The organism is Candidatus Tisiphia endosymbiont of Mystacides longicornis (assembly GCF_964031095.1).
GTDB lineage: Bacteria > Pseudomonadota > Alphaproteobacteria > Rickettsiales > Rickettsiaceae > Tisiphia.
In genome coordinates this window covers 1162163-1181249 of sequence record NZ_OZ035004.1, presented here as the reverse complement: position 1 = coordinate 1181249, position 19087 = coordinate 1162163, and the positions used below count along the sequence as shown (strand labels likewise).

General features: G+C 33.4%; 14 protein-coding genes. 4 read left to right on the top strand and 10 right to left on the bottom strand.

Annotation, left to right across the window (positions count from 1 at the left end; translation table 11 throughout):
• Nucleotides 1-298: 298 nt before the first annotated feature.
• Nucleotides 299-1012 (top strand): HD domain-containing protein, encoded by a 714-nt coding sequence (locus ACQH6S_RS06025; RefSeq protein ID WP_425360211.1) that lies wholly within the window; start codon nucleotides 299-301, stop codon nucleotides 1010-1012.
• Here ACQH6S_RS06025 and ACQH6S_RS06020 read toward each other — a convergent pair.
• Nucleotides 906-2264, bottom strand: coding sequence for an MFS transporter (locus ACQH6S_RS06020; protein ID WP_425364423.1), 1359 nt, complete (start codon nucleotides 2262-2264; stop codon nucleotides 906-908). The genes ACQH6S_RS06025 and ACQH6S_RS06020 overlap by 107 nt on opposite strands.
• A gap of 431 nt (nucleotides 2265-2695) precedes the next feature.
• Complete coding sequence (locus ACQH6S_RS06015; RefSeq protein ID WP_425364422.1) at nucleotides 2696-2923, bottom strand: palindromic element RPE2 domain-containing protein; 228 nt, start codon at nucleotides 2921-2923, stop codon at nucleotides 2696-2698.
• Between the two features lie 284 nt (nucleotides 2924-3207).
• Between ACQH6S_RS06015 and ACQH6S_RS06010 the strand changes: the two genes are divergently transcribed.
• From ACQH6S_RS06010 to ACQH6S_RS06000, 3 genes are all read left to right on the top strand, one after another.
• Complete coding sequence (locus tag ACQH6S_RS06010) at nucleotides 3208-3840, top strand: hypothetical protein (protein WP_425364421.1); 633 nt, start codon at nucleotides 3208-3210, stop codon at nucleotides 3838-3840.
• 8 nt (nucleotides 3841-3848) lie between these two features.
• A complete protein-coding gene (locus tag ACQH6S_RS06005) occupies nucleotides 3849-5960 on the top strand; it encodes an RAP domain-containing protein (RefSeq protein ID WP_425364420.1) in 2112 nt (703 codons plus the stop codon).
• Nucleotides 5961-6140: 180 nt separating this feature from the next.
• The gene (locus tag ACQH6S_RS06000; protein WP_425364419.1) at nucleotides 6141-7991 is read left to right on the top strand and encodes an AAA family ATPase; all 1851 of its coding nucleotides are present in this window, start codon (nucleotides 6141-6143) and stop codon (nucleotides 7989-7991) included.
• 624 nt (nucleotides 7992-8615) lie between these two features.
• Here the strand turns inward: ACQH6S_RS06000 and ACQH6S_RS05995 are convergent.
• The 8 genes from ACQH6S_RS05995 to ACQH6S_RS05960 form a co-directional block, all read right to left on the bottom strand.
• A complete protein-coding gene (locus ACQH6S_RS05995; RefSeq protein ID WP_425360206.1) occupies nucleotides 8616-9065 on the bottom strand; it encodes a type IV secretory system conjugative DNA transfer family protein in 450 nt (149 codons plus the stop codon).
• Between the two features lie 118 nt (nucleotides 9066-9183).
• A complete protein-coding gene (locus tag ACQH6S_RS05990; protein WP_425360205.1) occupies nucleotides 9184-10944 on the bottom strand; it encodes an ankyrin repeat domain-containing protein in 1761 nt (586 codons plus the stop codon).
• A 348-nt stretch (nucleotides 10945-11292) separates the two neighbouring features.
• On the bottom strand, nucleotides 11293-12204 hold the full coding sequence (gene ftsY / locus ACQH6S_RS05985) for a signal recognition particle-docking protein FtsY (RefSeq protein WP_375333293.1): 912 nt from the start codon (nucleotides 12202-12204) through the stop codon (nucleotides 11293-11295).
• Complete coding sequence (locus ACQH6S_RS05980; RefSeq protein WP_425364418.1) at nucleotides 12201-13184, bottom strand: L-threonylcarbamoyladenylate synthase; 984 nt, start codon at nucleotides 13182-13184, stop codon at nucleotides 12201-12203. The genes ftsY and ACQH6S_RS05980 overlap by 4 nt, the downstream gene beginning before the upstream one ends.
• Before the next feature lie 192 nt (nucleotides 13185-13376).
• Nucleotides 13377-15473: a glycine--tRNA ligase subunit beta gene (gene glyS / locus ACQH6S_RS05975; protein ID WP_425360894.1), complete on the bottom strand. Its 2097-nt coding sequence runs from the start codon at nucleotides 15471-15473 to the stop codon at nucleotides 13377-13379.
• Between the two features lie 44 nt (nucleotides 15474-15517).
• Nucleotides 15518-16399, bottom strand: a complete 882-nt coding sequence (locus tag ACQH6S_RS05970; protein ID WP_425360203.1) for a glycine--tRNA ligase subunit alpha — start codon at nucleotides 16397-16399, stop codon at nucleotides 15518-15520.
• 292 nt (nucleotides 16400-16691) lie between these two features.
• Nucleotides 16692-17150 carry a DNA polymerase III subunit chi gene (locus ACQH6S_RS05965; RefSeq protein WP_425360202.1) on the bottom strand — a complete coding sequence of 153 codons (459 nt, stop codon included), beginning with the start codon at nucleotides 17148-17150 and terminating at the stop codon, nucleotides 16692-16694.
• A 184-nt stretch (nucleotides 17151-17334) separates the two neighbouring features.
• Nucleotides 17335-18834 carry an Npt1/Npt2 family nucleotide transporter gene (locus ACQH6S_RS05960; RefSeq protein WP_094649768.1) on the bottom strand — a complete coding sequence of 500 codons (1500 nt, stop codon included), beginning with the start codon at nucleotides 18832-18834 and terminating at the stop codon, nucleotides 17335-17337.
• Nucleotides 18835-19087: the final 253 nt, after the last annotated feature.

The window sequence follows — 19087 nt, the reverse complement described above, 5'->3', positions numbered from 1 at the left end:
GTCATATAGAAAATAGCTTGGCGTCATTGCATCAGCGTCATTGCGAGAAACCACTTTAGTGGGCGACGAAGCAATCTATATGTGGATTGCCACGCTCACGTACGTTCGCTCGCAATGACGTTTTGTACTTGTTCCGGAATTTTTAAATTGTCATGGGGTTTATGCGTAAGGTGAGTTAAATATAGCAAAGTATAAAAATCACTCTTTTTTTTAAACTAATATATAATAAACTATTGCAAGAATTTTTATTTTTAGTTATTATTTACTTTATTATTAAAATAATGGAATGGATACTTAAATGGAAGATATTAATGATTGGGAAGTCAAATACGAAAATTGTAAATATGCTGATAGGTTACTAACTAAACTAATGCAGATGAACCAGGAAGTAAACCGACCAATAGATATTAAAGAAGTCAAAAAAGCTATTTATTATGCAAAAAAATACCATGGTAGTCAAATGCGACAATCAGGTGAACCTTATTATTCGCATCCAATAGAGGTAGCGTATATGACTTCTGATTATCTTTTTAGAACTGATATTATTGTTACTAGCATACTGCACGATACTATAGAGGATACAGAACTTTCCAAAAGTATGATTGCAAGCATTTTTGGAGAACAGGTTGCTAGTCAGGTGGAAGACTTGACTAGGGTTAAATCATATGGAAAGATCAGTGCAGCAGAGACAATAGAGTTACTATTTCAACAAAAGAAAAAAGATATATTGTTGATTAAGTTATTTGACAGACTGCATAATATGCAAACTATTGGTGCCAAATCTCCTGAGAAGATTAAGAAAATTGTAGAGGAGACTTTAAGAGAGTTTGTAGTCCTCTCTATATATTTAGGGATGCCAGAAATAAAGTACCATTTTATAAAAATGTGCTTTCAACATCTAACAATCACACATTGTCCAACACCAGATTTATACCAGTTATTTTCTTTGGATAATTCCCAGCCTCTTTTTCCAACTTTTCAAAATGACGCAGACCCCAAGTGTATCCTATAATTAATGGTATTACTATAACTAATAACCCATAATTACCAAAAGTTTTTACAAGATATACAGTGCCAAAAGATGTAACAATATACATAGCAGTATGTGCTACTGCATATGTTACGTTGGCATAAGTAAAGCGTTTAAAAACCGGGAAATGCTTAAAGAATATTGGCATAGCTGGTGTTTGAGAAGGACCAAATACTATAGGTACTAATTGAATTAATAGTAGCATGAAAGGACTGGTGACATGATCTAATACATAAGGAGATATTAGTATTGCAATAGAAAATATTATTAATTTAACTCTAAGAATTATTAATGGATATATTATGTAGCTCAAATACACTAATACAAAGTAGCAAATTAATCCGATTATGGAAATAATAAAATTTTGATGAATAACTTGTTCAGCAGTGTAATTAAAAGACTTTTTTAAAATATTACCACAATGCATGTAAGAAAAATAAAAACATATTGGCCATCCACATAATGTTAAAAAATTAGCAATCACAGTTAATATATTAACTTTCTCTTGTACAATGGCATTAGTTTTTAAAGAATTACTTAGTCCACTCTTTTCTAATACATTTTTCATTTGTCTTTTTGCATCAGCAAATTCTGGGGTTTCCCGAAGAGCCGTTCTTGCAATAACACCAATCACTGCTATACCAGCACCAATCCAAAATGCCATACGCCAATTAAAGCCTTGCGAAGTAACCAATGACGCAATAGCTAAAGCAAAAGTTCCTCCTGCAGCAGATAAACACCCAATTAAGGTTACAGCTGGATATTGTATCGGTGGTTTGGTTATTTCAGTAATATAAATACTAGCTCCTACTTTTTCTCCCATTGAGGTAATACCCTGCAATATTCTACATGCTGTAACTATCCAAACAGCTCTAATACCAATTTCTTCATAAGTTGGTACATTAGCCATAATTACACAAGAGAGAGACATTAATACGGTGGTAATGATAACCGTAGATTTTCGCCCTATATTATCGCCCAGCCAACCAAAAAGAAAAGCCCCTAAGGGTCTAAGTGCATAAGTAGAACAAAAAGCAGCGGCAGATAAAAATGCTGCAGTATCAGGATCGGTTTTTGGGAAAAATAACCCGTTAAGCAGCACTGCCATATGAACATATAGCATTAAGTCAAAATATTCTAAAAATGTTCCAATTGAAAGCAATCCAATAGCTTCTTTTTGTTCTTTACGTAATGATGAAAATGTTCCGTCGCTATGTCTTACATATTTGGTCATCTTTAATTTGTCCTTTGATATTTCAAATTTTTAGAATATTTCATGAGTGATCTTTGAATTTAGTTAATTAAAATTGTTAACTTCAAATTATCCATACCACTCCGGTGATTATTTCCATCCGCTTGAATAAATTTACTCATAATTGACTCAAATAATTGTTTTTTACTAACTAGCTAAACCCTTACAAACAGCTATGCTCCTATGACTTAGAGGATAACCGCCACATTCTTTTGCCAATCTATCAAAATAAAAGGTAGCTGTAACCCCTATCCATGTAATGGTCGAAGCAATCTATTTCTAATTACTTTCCTGGATTGCTTCGTTGTGCGGTTTTCGCACTCCTCGCAATGACGTTTTTACCCTTAATAGTTACAATTATAATTAAATATAACCTGCTTTAAATAGTCAAGTAATTTTTTATTAAAATATTTTTATTTTATCCTATAAGAAATGGATCGGTCTAAATTTATGGTGGGTGTTATATAACAATGTACTCTATTATTAATTTGTTCAAGAATAATATAGTCAATTGATGGGAAGTTGGTGATGTCGTCGCTCAATGCTCGCCTATTACTTATAGGCGTTGCTCCATCGTTCCTGCTACCCAATTCCCCTGAATTGACTATAATTACTAAGTTAGGAAATGAAAAAATAAGCAATATCGCAAAAATAATGAAAACAGCTATTAGTGGAGCAAAAAAATCTGTTATATTATAGATATACTCAAATGATTTGAAGAATTGGAACGTAAAACAAGGGGTGAGCGAGCGAGCGTACAACTAGTACGTGAGTACGCGAATACCCCGAAGTTTTGCGGAGCCAATTCTTCAAAGCAGAAGAGTATATAACCGAATTTGGAATAACTTGTTATATCAAATTCAGGTTAATTAGGTTGCTGTAAAAGATTCAAGTACAGTTTTAAAATTCCAATAAGGTATTATCAATGAGTAAATCTAATTTTAACCTATATGCTAAGATGGGGTCAATCAAATTATGTCAGACCTTAAAAAATATTACAGATGTTAATAATTTGAAGTTAGCTCAGGACAGAGCAAGGGAAATTATGTGGGATCAAGCAGATGGTTATAAATATGGCTTTAACGCTCGTGGGCTTAGTACGATAATTACTATGTTCAGCAAGTTGGATTATTTCAAACCATCTGTAGATTTTTTGAAGGACTGGTGCTATACAGCTATCCGGTGCAGAGAAGAATTTACCCCTCAAGAATTGGCTAATAGTATTTATGCTTTTGGCACATTAAATATACAACCTTCAGAAGAATTTTTGAAAGTTTGGCAGATAGAGGCTGTAAATCAGATACGAAACTTTAATAACCAAAATTTGGCTAACAGTATTTATGCTTTAAGCAAGTTATACTCGAATGATTTAAATAATATGGACGACAATAAACAAGAGGTGAACGAGCCGAGTGTTAATTTAGTAGATGAACACTCAAATGCAAGTGCCTCAGAGTTTTATAGAACCAATTATTTAGATAATTCCAGTATAACTCTTTTAATAGAATTCTTGGAAGTTTGGAAAATAGCGACCATAAATAAAATGAACAAGAATTAGTCAATTCTTTGTCTGGTTTCTGTAAGTTAGATACATATTTGAATAAATCTCTTGCAAAACTCGCTGATGCACAAGGAGTTGAAGGAGATGCTTCATCTCAAGCCGCAGCACACTCTAGCTCTAGTGTATGCGGAGATTCTAGTACCGCATCATTGTCCCAATTAGTACCTGAGCAAGCAAATACTTCGGAACTTTGCGAGATTAATTCCTCAAAAAAATTTCTGAAGAGTTGGGAAACAGCAGCTATAAGAAAAATCTACCAATTTACCCCACAAGGACTGGCTAATAGTGTTCATGCTTTTAGTCAATTAAAAGACAGACAACCTTCACAAGAATTTTTGGAATGTTGGCAAAAAGAGGCTATAAATAAGATAAAATGCTTTAAAAGCCAAGAATTGGCTATTAGTATGAATGCTTTTGGTAAATTAAAGCTACAGCCTTCAAAAGAATTTTCGAAAGTCTTGCAGATAGAGGCTATAAATAAAATCAATGATTTTAATGCCCAGGGATTGGTTAATATTATCTATGGTTTTGGTAAATTAAAGCTACAGCCTTTAAAGAACTTTTTGAATAGTTGGGAGAAGGTGGCTATCAATAAAATTAACGAATTTAATACACAAGGACTGACTAATGCTATCTATGCTTTTACTCAATTAAAGGTACAGCCTTCAAAGAACTTTTTGAATAGTTGGGAGGCGGTGGTTATCAATAAAATTAACGAATTTAATACACAAGGACTGACTAATGCTATCTATGCTTTTACTCAATTAAAGGTACAGCCTTCAAAGAACTTTTTGAATAGTTGGGAGAAGGTTGTTATAAGTAAAATCGATAAATTTAATGCACAAGAGCTAACTAGTATTATCTATACTTTAGGTCAATTAGAGGAACAATCTTTAGAAAATTTATTGGAAGTTTGGTCGGAAGCGGCTGTAAAGCAGATGCAAAACTTTAGTAGCCAAAATTTGGCTGTTATTATCTGCGCTTTGGGTAAATTAAAAGTGCCGCCTTCAGAGGATTTTTTGGAAAATTGGGAAAAGGCGGCTATCAATAAAATTGACAAATTTAATGCCCAAGGTCTGGCTAATGCTATCTATGCTGTGAGTCAATTAGAGGATCAATCTTTAGAAAAATTCTTGGAAGTTTGGCAAGAAGCGGCTGTAAAGCAGATACAGACCTTTAACAGCCAAAATTTAGCTAATAGTATATATGCTTTGAGTCAATTAGGGGTTCAACTTTCAGCAAAATTCTTGGAAGCTTGGCAGGAAGCGGCTGTAAAGCAGATAACAACCTTCAATAGTCAAAATTTAGCTAATAGTATGTATGCTTTAAGTCAACTAAAAATACAACCTTCAACAGAGTTATGGGAAGTTTGGCAGGTAGCGACTATTGGTAAAATCAATGAATTTACTACACAAGAACTAACTAACAGTATTTATTCTCTTACTATACTCTCTGCGTTAACACAAAATAATTACCTATCAACAGTGAAAGTCTTACGAGATGCAATAAACAAACTTGACTTTAATCAGTTGTCTATAGAAGGGGTTATACAAATTTGGACAGGAACAAATTTGTTGCAAGCATTATTTAATGATCAATTATTAGAGGAAGAGAAGTATAAAAGTATTAGCGAAATAATAAATTCGAATCCATTAAATCCGATGACATCAAATTTACAAGAATCTATGTTTAAGGTTATTGCTAATAAATATAAAGGCACACCAACAAAAATCTGTTCAGAATACTGGATACCAGAATTAGCTACTAGAGTAGATATATGTGTTGTGTTTGAAAATAATGAAAAATTAGTAATACAGATAGATGGACCTTCTCATTTTATTGGCAATGGTAAGCAACATAATGCCGCAACAGAAATTAATACTCTCTTTTTAAACATACTAGGTTATACGACAGTAAGGATACCTTATTATAATGTGGATAATACAAATAATAGGACAGACATTCTAACGAAACTATTCCATTATCTAGATAATTTCACAACTTCTGAAGAAACAAAGTTTGACCAACATTCATTATCAAATAATTCTGAGTTATTTTCAGAAGTACCATTAAGTGCAGAAGATAGTTCTTATTTTGACAACAAAATTACCAATTAGATTAGGTTATGCAAGAGGTCTATTTTTTTATTTTGAATTTTCTCTACTATTTATAATTAATTGGGGCAATAATTTAAAAAATCTTACATGTGATATAAGAAATTTATTTTACGTAATCTACTGGCTATGCTAGCTTGTTTGTGTTATTATTTCCTAATAAAGTTTATAATAATTTTTAATATGACAGTAGAATTTTTTGATAATATATCAACCAAAAAAACTAATATTGTTAAAGATAACAATAAACCACCAAGAATGAGGATAGGTACCGATGAATTCTATGACTTGCTAGTTAATAGTGATGTCTTTGTTGATAAAAGTCTAATGATCAAAGAATTATTGGAAGATAGTGGTAAGGTTATATTGATCACCAGACCAAGACGATGGGGTAAGAGCTTGAATATGAACATGCTCCAGAAATTTTTTGAGATAGAGGTGGATCAAAATGGCGTTCCTTTACCTATAGAAGATAGGGTTAATCGCATTCTCTTTATCGGTGGGGAAATCAATTTAGGTATTAAAGGAAAAAGGACTTTAAAGCCTTTAAAGATTAACAGTAATGAATATGCCATGACTCAACAAGGTCAATTTCCGGTGATTTCCATAAATTTTAAAGATGTTAAAGGCAGTAATTACCAAGAAATTGAAAGTGGGATAAAAAATCAAGTAACTAATTTATTTACAAACCATCGATATTTAAAGCGTTATATAACAACAGATGAAAAATTACTAGATGAGGCACAAAAGGAAAAGTTAAATCGATATTTTACAGGAAAGCTTGATAAGGAAGACTTAAAAGATAGTTTACGGGTTTTGAGTGAAGTATTGTACAAACATTTTGGTCAAAAAGTTTATATATTGATCGATGAATATGACACACCGATCAATAGTTCGTACATTGAATTTGGTGATAAATTAAAAGAATTTGACGACGTACTAAAAATATTCCGTGGGATGTTTGGCAGTAGTTTAAAAACTAATCCTTATTTAGAAAAAGGGGTAATAACCGGCATATTAAGGGTTGCTAAGGCTAATTTATTTTCGGATTTAAATAATGTTCGTGAATATACTCTGCTAGATGAAAATTTTGCTAAATTTTATGGTTTCACTCAAGCAGAAGTTGATGAGTTATTAACCAAAGTACCACTTGACACAAGTCCTGAAAAAATTAAAGCTTGGTATAATGGCTATAGTTTTGGTGGTGAGGTAATTTATAATCCATGGTCAATTATGTTATGCTTAGATACTAGAGGCAAACTTGATCATTATTGGCTTGATAGTGGGGGGACGGCTCTTGTTGATAAAGCATTATTGTCAGATGGAATGCAGGAAGATTTACAGAGCTTAGCTGCCGGAAAGGCTATTATCTCACCGATTGTCAAACAAATTAGTTTTACTGATATCAACAAGCCAGTAGGATTATTTAGCTTGTTGTTATTTAGCGGTTATTTAAACCCTGTTGCTAAAAAACCAGAAGAAGATATTTACGAATTGTCGGTACCAAATAAAGAGGTACGATATATATATAATGCCAGAATGCTCCAATGGGTAACTGATCAGTTGCAAATTGATCATTTTCGATATTATTCTTTTGCTACTTTGCTGCCGGCAGGTAAAATAGAACAGTTTAAAGAAAGATTGCAAGAATTATTGTTAAATGCTACTAGTTTTTACCAAACTGGCGAGAAAAAAGCTGAGCTATTTTATAGTGGTTTTATGCTAGGTTTGATTAATACCTTAGCTTCTGACTACATAATAGACAGTGAAAGAGAAACCGGTAGCGGTAGGGCTGATATTATGTTGATACCTAGAGCTGGAAAGCAAGACAACGCCATTATTATTGAATATAAAATATGCAAGTCTCCAGAAGAGTTAGAATCTGTTGCCAGAGAAGGGCTAGAGCAAATAGCAAAAAAACGATATGAGGCTAAAATAAAAGAATACTCTCATGTTCAGAAAATCATCAAAATCGCTATGGCTTTTTGCGGTAAGGAAGTGGCATTAGAATACCAAATAGATAAGGTATCTTAGGCATATAGTCAATTGATGAGAAGTTGTGGACGTTGTCACTTGTCGCTCGCCTATTACTTATAGGCGTCGCTCCATCGTTCCTAGCCCCAAATTCCCCTGAATTGACTATATAGGCTTATACGTCATTGCGAGGAGACCGTAGGTCGACGAAGCAATCCAGTATGTCGTACCTGTTCTGCTTAGTACTACAGTTGTAGTTTAGATGTGAGCATTCACGATTTTTTTGTGATGAATAAAAAAACCTGATCACCAAGAGTCATTGCGAGGAGACCGTAAGGTCAACGAAGCAATCCATTTCTAATCACTTTCCTGGATTGCTTCGTCGGTCTGGCAACCTCCTCGCAATGACATCTTATACTTTAACCTTTTTTCCGTGAACACTCACATTCAATCTACAACTGTAGTATTAGTGTCATACCTGCGTAGGTAGGGGGCTAGATTCCCGTCGTTGCTAAGAATGACAATAGTGGACGGGAATAACAATTTATTGCTTAGTCTCTACCAAAGTGGCTCCTCGCTAATGACGGCATAATGCCAACCAAGTTAGCTCTACAAATCACCACAACACCGCTGGAGCAATAATTTTTTTCTTCATTTCCTCGTCATCATAATAGAAAACTTTTTTTAAATTACAGGTTGTTCTTTGTCCATTAAAATAATTTGAGAATCTACTGGCAAACTCATGACTTGCTCCCAGGATAGCAGTTCTGTATTTTTTTCCCGATCTTGGCATATTTCAGATATAAGATTTGCCGTTTTATAATTATTAGCCCCAAATGCTATTTTACACGGACAGTCTGATATAATATTTTTAGTTTCATTTTCACCATAAACTTCCTCTATTTTGCCAATATTTGACGATATCAAGAATAGTTTAATTTTGTAACCACGAAAATAAGGCAAACATGATGTAAACATTTCCAATTTGCCAACTGAATAAAACTCATCCATCAATAAGCATACCCCTTTACCAGAGCCATGTGGTGCTAGTAATAAAATATGTTGATAACCTTTGGCATATAGAGGTTTGCCATTTTCATGGTTACCTAAAAATATTGCATTTTCAGAGGACATTTTGTAAACCGGAATTAAAGATTGCAAGTAAGTAAAAATATCATACGAATTTTATTCGTCCACCCAAATATTTTAGGATATAAACTCGGGGGATAAAAGCAATCATAATCATGATCTATCACGATTTGATAATTTGATCTTCCTTATTTTTTATAGTTTTGATTGCTGATATTGGAGTTATTTTTTTTATATTACTATTATCATTCTTTACTTGATAATCTTTGCGGAGTTTTTGTAATTCAGTTATAATATTCTTGTCATTTAATATATTTTTAAATTTTTGTTCTCTCTTGTTAAAAAAGATTTTTGGCAATGCGTCCTTTATAATATCACCTATTTCTGCAATTTTCTGTTTCCAATCTAATTTTTTATCAGCAATTTTAGCGGACTTTCTAACTATCGATCCGGCAACTTCTGTAATATCATAATACTTTCCATTTTTTGTAATCATAGGAGATAATATCGCTATTACATCCTTTTTCATTTCATTCTGATGAGCCGTAGTAATAACTTCCTTACCTTCCATCTGTGTTTTAAAATATTTTGCTAATTGTTCTTTAGCTGATTCAAAATATTCTTTCTCTAGAATATTAACTGCTAAATTGTTGCCACGTCTATTAGCAATTTCCAAAGGAGTATCACCGTTAAAGTCTTTTTTGGTTAAAAGCTCACGTCCTACAGGATATTTTAGTATTTCAGTTATTATATCAGTATTACCAAATGCGGCTGATATATGCAAGACAGTCGGTATTAAGTTAGATGGTTGTTGTTTTAAAGATTCCTGCATATTCGGATTATTAAGCATCGTTTTTACAATATCTGTTTTACCTTGAGAAACGGCATAATCTAAAGGTCTCATTTCATAAAATTCTTTTCTATTGGTAATCCCAGAGTCCAATAATTTTTGCATAGAATCTGGTCTACCAGAATTTAGAATCGAAATTGTTAGATCAGATACACTATAAATTTTAGGCTTCTGTTCAGAATCGACCACGGATAGGCTAACCATTGGCTGCTTTAGCCCTTCTACTAATTCTTGTTGTTTTTCTTTAGTTAAATTTGCTATAATGTTTGGTAAATTCGCTTCATTACTAACAATCTTTATCGAAACAGCATTTTTTAGATTTTCTGTATATTCTTTTATTTGTTTAATTCTTTCATTTCTAAGTTCTTGATTTAGCGGTATACCATTAATAGTAGGTTTCTCCATCATTTCTAAAAATTCACTCATTTTCATATTATGAGTAGTTTTGTTATAATAGTTGATTTTAGAATCTGGAGTAAAAATTTCTGGCATTAATTTTTGTAATTTTTTAATTCCTCGGTACATATCTAATGGTTCAGGGGCATAATGACCACTATCGCTACTAATCATATCTATCTTACCATTCTCATTAATACTAATCGTTCCTGCCAATTCTGCTGGTCTACCACCTAAAAATGAAGCATGCGTTAGAGTAGGCTCTATTGGACTATATTGTCCTTTGTGGTTACCAATATAAAGCGATCCATCTTTTGCCATTACAAAAGCTTGAATGTTTTTAGTATTTTTACTTTCCTTACCAAGGGTAGTGGCGGTTTGATTGCTATTATCAACTAAACTATTCGATTGTGTATCATAAAATAGTTGATGATTTCTTAACTCAGTTTTGTTCATTCGTAGAATTGGATATTCATTACCGTCAAGAGTTTGCTTAGCTTGAGCAATTTCTTCAAGATATGGCATAATGCTATCTTGCTGTATAGTACCTGACACCCTTACTCTAACACAGTCAACTAATCCATCGTGATCATGTCCCTCAGGTATTATTGCTTGTTTAAACTTCCCTATTGCATCTTTCCAGCGTTGTTTAGGATTTGTTTGAATAGTATCTGCCACATTGTGCCTGTTAATTAGTAATTATATCGAATTAACTATAACCTGAATTCGATATAACAAGTTACTCTAAATTCGGTTATATCTATAATATAACAGATTTTTTTGTTCCACTAATAGCTGTTTTCATTATTTTTGCGATATTGCTTATTTTCTTTCATTTCCTAGGAGGTTGCCTGCAATAACTAATTAATTAGTTATCGGAGACAGCCTCCTAAAGCTAAGCAATCCATAAATTGTCGTTCCCGCTTCGGTGCGGAATCTTAGACCCCGCACCGAAGCAGGGGTGACATCTGGATTTTTGTTATGGATTGCTTCATTGTTCTAAAAGCTCCCCGCAATGATGCCAATTTAATTCCCTACTAAACTACTAGCAAATGCAGCCGGATCAAACGGCTTTAAATCATCTACCTTCTCTCCTATCCCTAAAAAACATACTGGTAAGGCGAATTTTTGCACCACACCAACCACTACACCAGCTTTTGCCGTACCATCTAATTTAGTAACTATCAGACTTGTTATATTAGCAATAGCAGTAAATTGCTCGACTTGGTTATAGATATTTTGTCCAGTAGTTGCATCAATTACTAATATACTATGGTGGGGAGCTGTATCATCAATTTTCTTAATAACTCTAACAATTTTGGCAAGTTCTTCCATCAAATTCTTCTTGTTATGTAACCTACCAGCTGTATCAATAAATAATATATCCACATCATTTTTTATGGAAGACTGCATAGCAAGATAAGCAACACTAGCAGGTTCAGCTGATTCTTCGCCGGTGATAAACATTGAACCACTTTTATCAGCCCAGCTAGATAATTGATTAACAGCGGCGGCTCTAAATGTATCACAAGCGGCAATTGCTACTTTCTTACCTTGTTTACGATAAATACTAGCCAGCTTACCTATGGTGGTAGTTTTTCCTGAACCATTAACGCCACAGACTAGTATGACATTAAGCTTTTTATCGTGTAATTCAAAATTTTTACTAGCCTTGATCAATAATTGCTCGATAATGTTGGCAAGCTGCTCTTTTATTACCAAGCTACTTACTTCTTTATCAAATTTGATAGTTCTTAGTTTATTGACCAGTTCTATTGCCACAGAAGCAGTTATATCTGCCGATATTAACAACTCCTCTAATTCACTTAAAGTTTGCTCATCTAGTTTTTTTTTATAAAATATTTGGTCAATGCCCGAAGATATTTTATTGGAACTATTGACTAATACCTGTTTTAATTTAGTAAATATAGAGGTCATTTTATTGCCGCTCTTTTAAGTCTGTCATTAATTGCAACACCGATACCAATTTGTGGGATAGAGGCAACGGCAATTGCTAATCCATTTAATTCTGCATAATTATCCAATATTCTAAGACTGGCAAATAAGTTGCTAGCAGCGATAATTAAGTCTCCAGTTAAACTTAAATTAAGCGAGAAATTGCCATCCAGCTTACTATTAGCAAAATTAAGACCTACCTCATTAGCTTCCAAACTCTCTGCATTCAGTCTCATTTTCACTTTTGGTGAGTAATGTTTATTGATCATCCCTGGGGCTTTAATTTGTATCAAGGAAGGAGCTTTGTCTATTTTCTTACCAAGAACCTTCTCTAACGCTTCCAACGTAATAAAACCGTCTCGCAAAATAGTTAAGTTATTAGTAGTACTATCTACTATGGTTGATTCTATACCATATTGACACTTATAATCACTCGAATTATCTTCTAAAATAAAAACATCTTTCTCACCTGAAAAATGCTCTTTTACATGATCTAGAGTAGTAGCACTAATGTAACCTGATGGGTTAGCACTAGGTGCCGCTATCGGTGTGTCAGATTTTCTTATTAGCTCCAAAGCAATATTATGCGATGGTATACGGAGTGCAACCGTTGTTAGTCCGGCTAATACTGATTTAGCGATATTGGCTTCACTTTTTAATGGCACAACAATCGATAAAGGTCCAGGCCAAAATACTTCACTTAATTTAAGAGCATCTGCATTAAATTCCCCGATAGTTTTAGCTTGGCTCATGGTTGCCACGTGAACAATCAGAGGGTTTATGCTTGGACGTTTTTTTACCTTAAAAATTTTCTGACAAGCTTGCTCATTACTAGCATCTGCTCCAAGTCCGTATACTGTTTCTGTGGGAAAGGCTACTATATTACCAGATTTAATAAACTTGGCAGCCTGATCTAATAGACTTGCTACATAACTCAATTTAGTGGGTAATTTTGTCGTCAACATTTATCTCCTTTCCCTAATTGCCTAACTTAAAGGTCATTGCGAGCGAACGTACGTGAGCGTGGCAATCCATGAAGCTTATCATATGGATTGCTTCGTCGCCACCAAAGTGGCTTCTCGCAATGACGATTGAACCAAAAAACGACTCCTCACAATGGCGTTTAAGACACCAATCTAATTCATTTGTACTAATCATAAAACACTAAATTTTGCTAATTTATTAAATAATTGTCTAACCATTTTTAATAACAATAAACGATTATTAGCAATTGTACGATCTTCATCTTTAACCATCAAATTATCAAAAAAATCATTGATAGGTTTCAACATTTCCAGTAGTCCTCTCAATGCTTTAGTAAAATCCTTTTCGGCAATGGATATGTCTATTTGCTTAGAAACGTTTCCCAACGATAAAAATAATTGTTGCTCATATGGTGAAATAAAAGCCTCCTGATTAACATCTCCTGCTATATTATTACCTTCTAATATATTATTTGCTCTTTTGTAAATAGTTAATAAATTCTTACCCTCAGATCCAGCTAGAAACTTTTGTAAAGCACTAAGCTTTATTTCGCTAATCATTAAATCTCCTTCAATATCAAAATCAAGCACGGCATTAATTAACGATAGATCATAATGATTTTTGAAATAATACTTGGCTCGCTCTTCTAAAAACTCTAAAATTATCTGACTACTTTTATTATATGTTATGTTCTCTTCAGAGTATAGCTGAATTACATACGCCACTAATTGCTTAATATTAATAGTTAGTTTATTAGCTAAAATTGTCCTAATAATACCTAATGCTTGTCGTCTAAGTGAGTAAGGATCTCTTGAGCCACTTGGTTCTTCTCCTATTAATATCAAACCTACTAAACTATCCAATTTATCGGCAATAGCCAATATTGCAGTATCCCCCATTGGTAAACTATCCGATGGACCTTGTGGTTTATAATGGTCTCTTATTGCCAAGGCAATCTGATCATTTAACCCTTCAGATTTGGCGTAATAATATCCCATAATACCTTGCAATTCGGGGAATTCTCCTACCATTTCAGTTGTTAGGTCGCTTTTACAAATTCTAGCTGCTATTTGCAAATCCTGACTTCCTGGATAAGTCGATCTAGTTGGTGATTTTGTCGTCGAAACTCGCCTCCGTTCCTCACGTACGTCTATGTACGCTGCGGTACTCGGCTTCGTTTCTCCTAAAAATCCCTCAACTATCTCTGACTTATCCAGGAAGTCTATTATATAATTACAAATATTAGCGATTCTCTCCGTTTTTTGTCTTATATTACCAATCTTTGCGTGGAAAGTTATCTGCTCAAGTTTTAATAATCTAGATTCTAAGCTGTTAGACAAATCCTGCTGATAAAAGTATAAAGCATCAGATAATCTAGCAGCCAATACCTTTTCGTTACCACTTACTATAATATTTTGATCATGTCGCATATTACTAACAAAAAGAAAATAAGGGGCGAAATTACCAGCCTGGTCAAAAGTACTAAAATATTTCTGATGGGTACGCATTGAGCTAATCAGTACTTCACTAGGTAACGTTAAAAATATCTCAGGTATTTTACCGACCATAACTACTGGCAATTCTACTAGCCCTGTTACTTCTTCTAATAATCTCTCATCATCTTTTATTACTAAATTAAGTGGTTTGGTTATTTCTGATAGCTGATTTTTTATTATCTCCTTGCGTTCTTGTTGATCAATAATGACATTACTTTCCCGTAGCTTATTCTGGTATTCAGAAAAACTGCCTATAACAATCGGTTCGGAACTAAGAAACCTATGCCCAAAAGTAATATTATTTGCCGTCAAATGCCCATATTTAATTGCTAGTATTTCACCATCAAATATACATAAAATATTCCTAACCGGTCTAATCCAACTTATATCATAATTCCCCCAATACATAGATTTTAACCAAATATACTTACTAATTGCTTTAGGAATTATCTCTTGCAATAATATTCGTATATCGGTTTCTGCGGTACTCTTTACTATTATATAATATAATTGCCCTTGCACTAATAGCGTAGACAATTTATTTTGCTCAATATTATTTGCTCGACAAAATCCTTCTATAGCTTGTTGTGCTGCCGAAACTTTTGGTCCTCTTATGATAATTTCTTTTGCTGGTATAAATTTCGGTAAATTTGTAATATATATAGCAATACGCCTAGGTCCAATAAATACCTGAACATCAGCAACAATCTCACTTTCCTGTAAGATTGTTGTAAATATAGTTTTATAAGCTTCGGCTGCATTTTTTTGCATCAAAGCTGGTATCTCTTCGCTAAAAAGCTCTAATAATAACTCACTCATATCAACTCTTCTTTATCTTCTAGTTCTAACCATTTATGACAGCATATTTTTGCCAAATTACGTATCCTGAGTATGTAAGAGGCTCTCTCTGTTACGCTAATTACTCCCCGAGCATTTAACAGGTTAAAAAGATGGCTAGCTTGAATACAATAATCATAGGCTGGTAACGGTAAATCTGCGGCAATTAATTCATTACATTGTTTTTCACTATCAATAAAATGCTGAGATAATATTGCTGTGTCAGCTAATTCTAGATTAAACTTAGAACATTGCTTTTCAGCAGCAAAATCTACTTCACCATAGGTTAAAGCTTTTTCTCCAACCTGACCATTCCAGTCAATATTTTTAACTTCATTGATACCTTGTATATAAAGTGCCAGACGCTCTAAACCATAGGTAATCTCACCAGCCACTGGGCGACAATCAATACCACCAATTTGTTGCATATAAGTAAATTGCGATACTTCCATACCATCACACCATACTTCCCAACCAAGTCCGGCAGCTCCAAGACTAGGAGACTCCCAATCATCTTCAACAAACCTAATATCATGTTTTTGCAAATCTATACCAAGACATTCAAGGCTTTTTAAATATAGTTGTTGTATATCGTCAGGAGATGGTTTTAGTATAACCTGAAATTGATAATAATGCTGCATTCTATTAGGATGCATGGCATATCTACTATCATGAGGACGCCGAGAAGGTTGAACAAAAGCTACAAACCAAGGTTTTTTACCAAGAGTTCGTAATACAGTGGCAGGGTGAAAAGTGCCAGCTCCAACGTGAGCATCATATGGTTGTAAAATTGCACAGCCATAATCCTGCCAATAATTTTGCAAGGTCATGATAATTTGTTGAAATGATAATTTTTGCATATTGGTAAATTTATTTGTTCCTTCAAAAAAATAATATAGCTAACCTGATTACTATTAGTTCGTCATTGCGAGGAGCCGCTTTGCGGCGACGAAGCAATCCAGAAAAGAGATTAAAAATGGATTGCTTCGACCATTACATGGTCTCGCAATGACGAATTATAGGTACATACGTCATTGCGAGGAGCTACTTTAGTAGCGACGCGGCAATCCTTTCTAATCTCTTTTATAGATTGACGCGTCGCCGCAAAGCAGCTCCTCGCAATGACGAACTAATACTAATCAGGTTAGTATATTAAATCTTACTCCACGTTCCCATTGGACTCTGTTTATAACAATCAATTATCGGTGTTGCAATAGTTAGTTCATTTATTGTTTTAATTATTAAACTTAAATTATCTAAAGCATCGTATATTATAATTACTCTCTGAAAATGTGCAAAATTTTTGTTATTAAGAATTTCTTGTATATCAAATGGGGCAATAATTATTAGGATGGTAGCCTGATTAGGATTCTCTAACTGGTGAGTAATATAGACTGGTTGCTTTTCTGGTAATGGATCAAGTTTACTACCATGCGGAATAAACTGTTTTCTAGAATAAGTCCATATCATCTTATTTAGTGATTCTTGTACTTCAATATCTGGAACTAAAACCACAATTCTCAAATTGCTATGGTAAGATTTTTCTACTAAAAGACAGCTTGTCTTATATATTAATCCTTCAGTAGTGTGATAAAAACTAAATTGTTGCATGATTTTTCTCTTTTAAGGCTTAGAAAACAAATCTTTTGTAATTATCCTAGGAGACAGTTTTCTAGCACCAAATTCCCATGAATTGACTATAGTATGCTGCGGTACTCGACTTCGTTTTTCCTAAAAATTCCTCAATTATCTTTAGGTTATGCAAGAGGTCTATTATATATAAGAACCTGATAGATTAGACAATTTTCTTATACTCAAAATATATTTTTCTTACCGAGTAAATCCAGGTAATACAAACAACGATAAATACTACCATTAAAAATGGTGAAATAGAACTAAAAGTTGCTGTTGGTACTAATGTAAAAATAACTGACTGTATTAATCCGCTCGAAGATTTACCAACTTTCGAGCTAATAACGTCAACAGCTGCTTTACCCTTGGTTTTTAGCTCCTTGTCTAGAGGGATATATAGCATCTCTTTAGAGGTATCCCAAATTGAATATTTAGTACCTTTCACTAGAATGTTCTGTAAAGCACCAATTGATACCGCAAGAGCAAGTGGGGTCATAAGAATAGCACTGTCAAATAGAGACAATATTTGATGGTCAAACACGATTAAAATAAAGAATAATGTACCAGTAACCATCATGATAATTGGCGAAATTACAGCCGCCACAAACCAGCTATGACTACGCATTATATTGTTGCCTATTATAGTCATTATCATGATAGTAACCCCAGTCCAAAGAATATAAAGACTATTAAATTCTGCATAACTATTAACAGTGGGGTATAATTCTTTTATTTTTGCTTTCCATACGGCTTCTACCAAATTCATTGATAAACCAAAAGCAGCAGAGCAAATTAGCATTAACCATAAATATTTTGATCTTATGATATATCTAAAACTTTCGATTAATCCCATTCCATCTTTAGTCGATCTAGCAGATTTAGCCTTTGCATAAAATGTTGGATTGGTAAAAACATTTTTGCTAATAAATCTTACAAGTAAATATGATATAACAGCTGCAACTACCACGAAACTTGTTGATATTTTTACCAATATAGTTTTATTGTCCGGTACGGTAAAAAAATACTTAGCTATAGTGTTAGCAGATGATAAGTTTGACATCAAAAAGCCAACAAATATTAAAGCAGAATTACCAAATAATGAAAAAAGAGTGTAAAACCTTTTTGCTTCTTCTGTTGTAGTAAGCTCATTAGCAAACTGCCAAAACAGTAAAACATAAAAGATATTCGGCCAAAGCTCAGATAATGTATAAAAAACCACATAACTCCAATTACCAATTAAAGCTATATACCATTTTAAATGAGGATAATTCCCCATAATTTGTTCCAGCGAACTTGGATTAATGTGGAAAATATGGACATTAGGATAAATGATGAAAGCAAAAACAATAAAGAAACTAATAAAAAAGGTAATTAAATAGCCATAAATCCTCTCAAAACTATAATGATTAAGCATCTTAGCATAGATTATAACGAATAGAGCCGCTGCAGGTGTTACACAATAAACTTTAGTGAAACTGACTACTTCAGCACTAATCTCTGAAATTAAAATACTATCTTTTAAAATTCTTAATATATTTTGGTTAAATAAGACGCAGAACATCAAACCACACATCGGTATGAATTTCCCGAGTTCATGATTATGGATAGGCCAAAAGATAGTTCTGAATTTGCTGCTAAATGAATTTGACTTTATAATAGTCATAATAAAGATTCCCTAAGACAAAAAAAAAACTCAACAGATATAGTCAATTCAGGAGAATTTGGGGCTAGGAGTGATGGAGCGACGCCTATAAGTAATAGGCGAGCGACGAATGACAACGTCTCCAACTTCTCATCAATTGACTATATATCAACTTAAAGAGTGATCTTTTAGTAAGCTGAAACTATTCTTAAGAGTTTTCCGTTAATTGCTTAAGGCTATCATGCAAAACATAAGGTTAAAGACTTATATACCA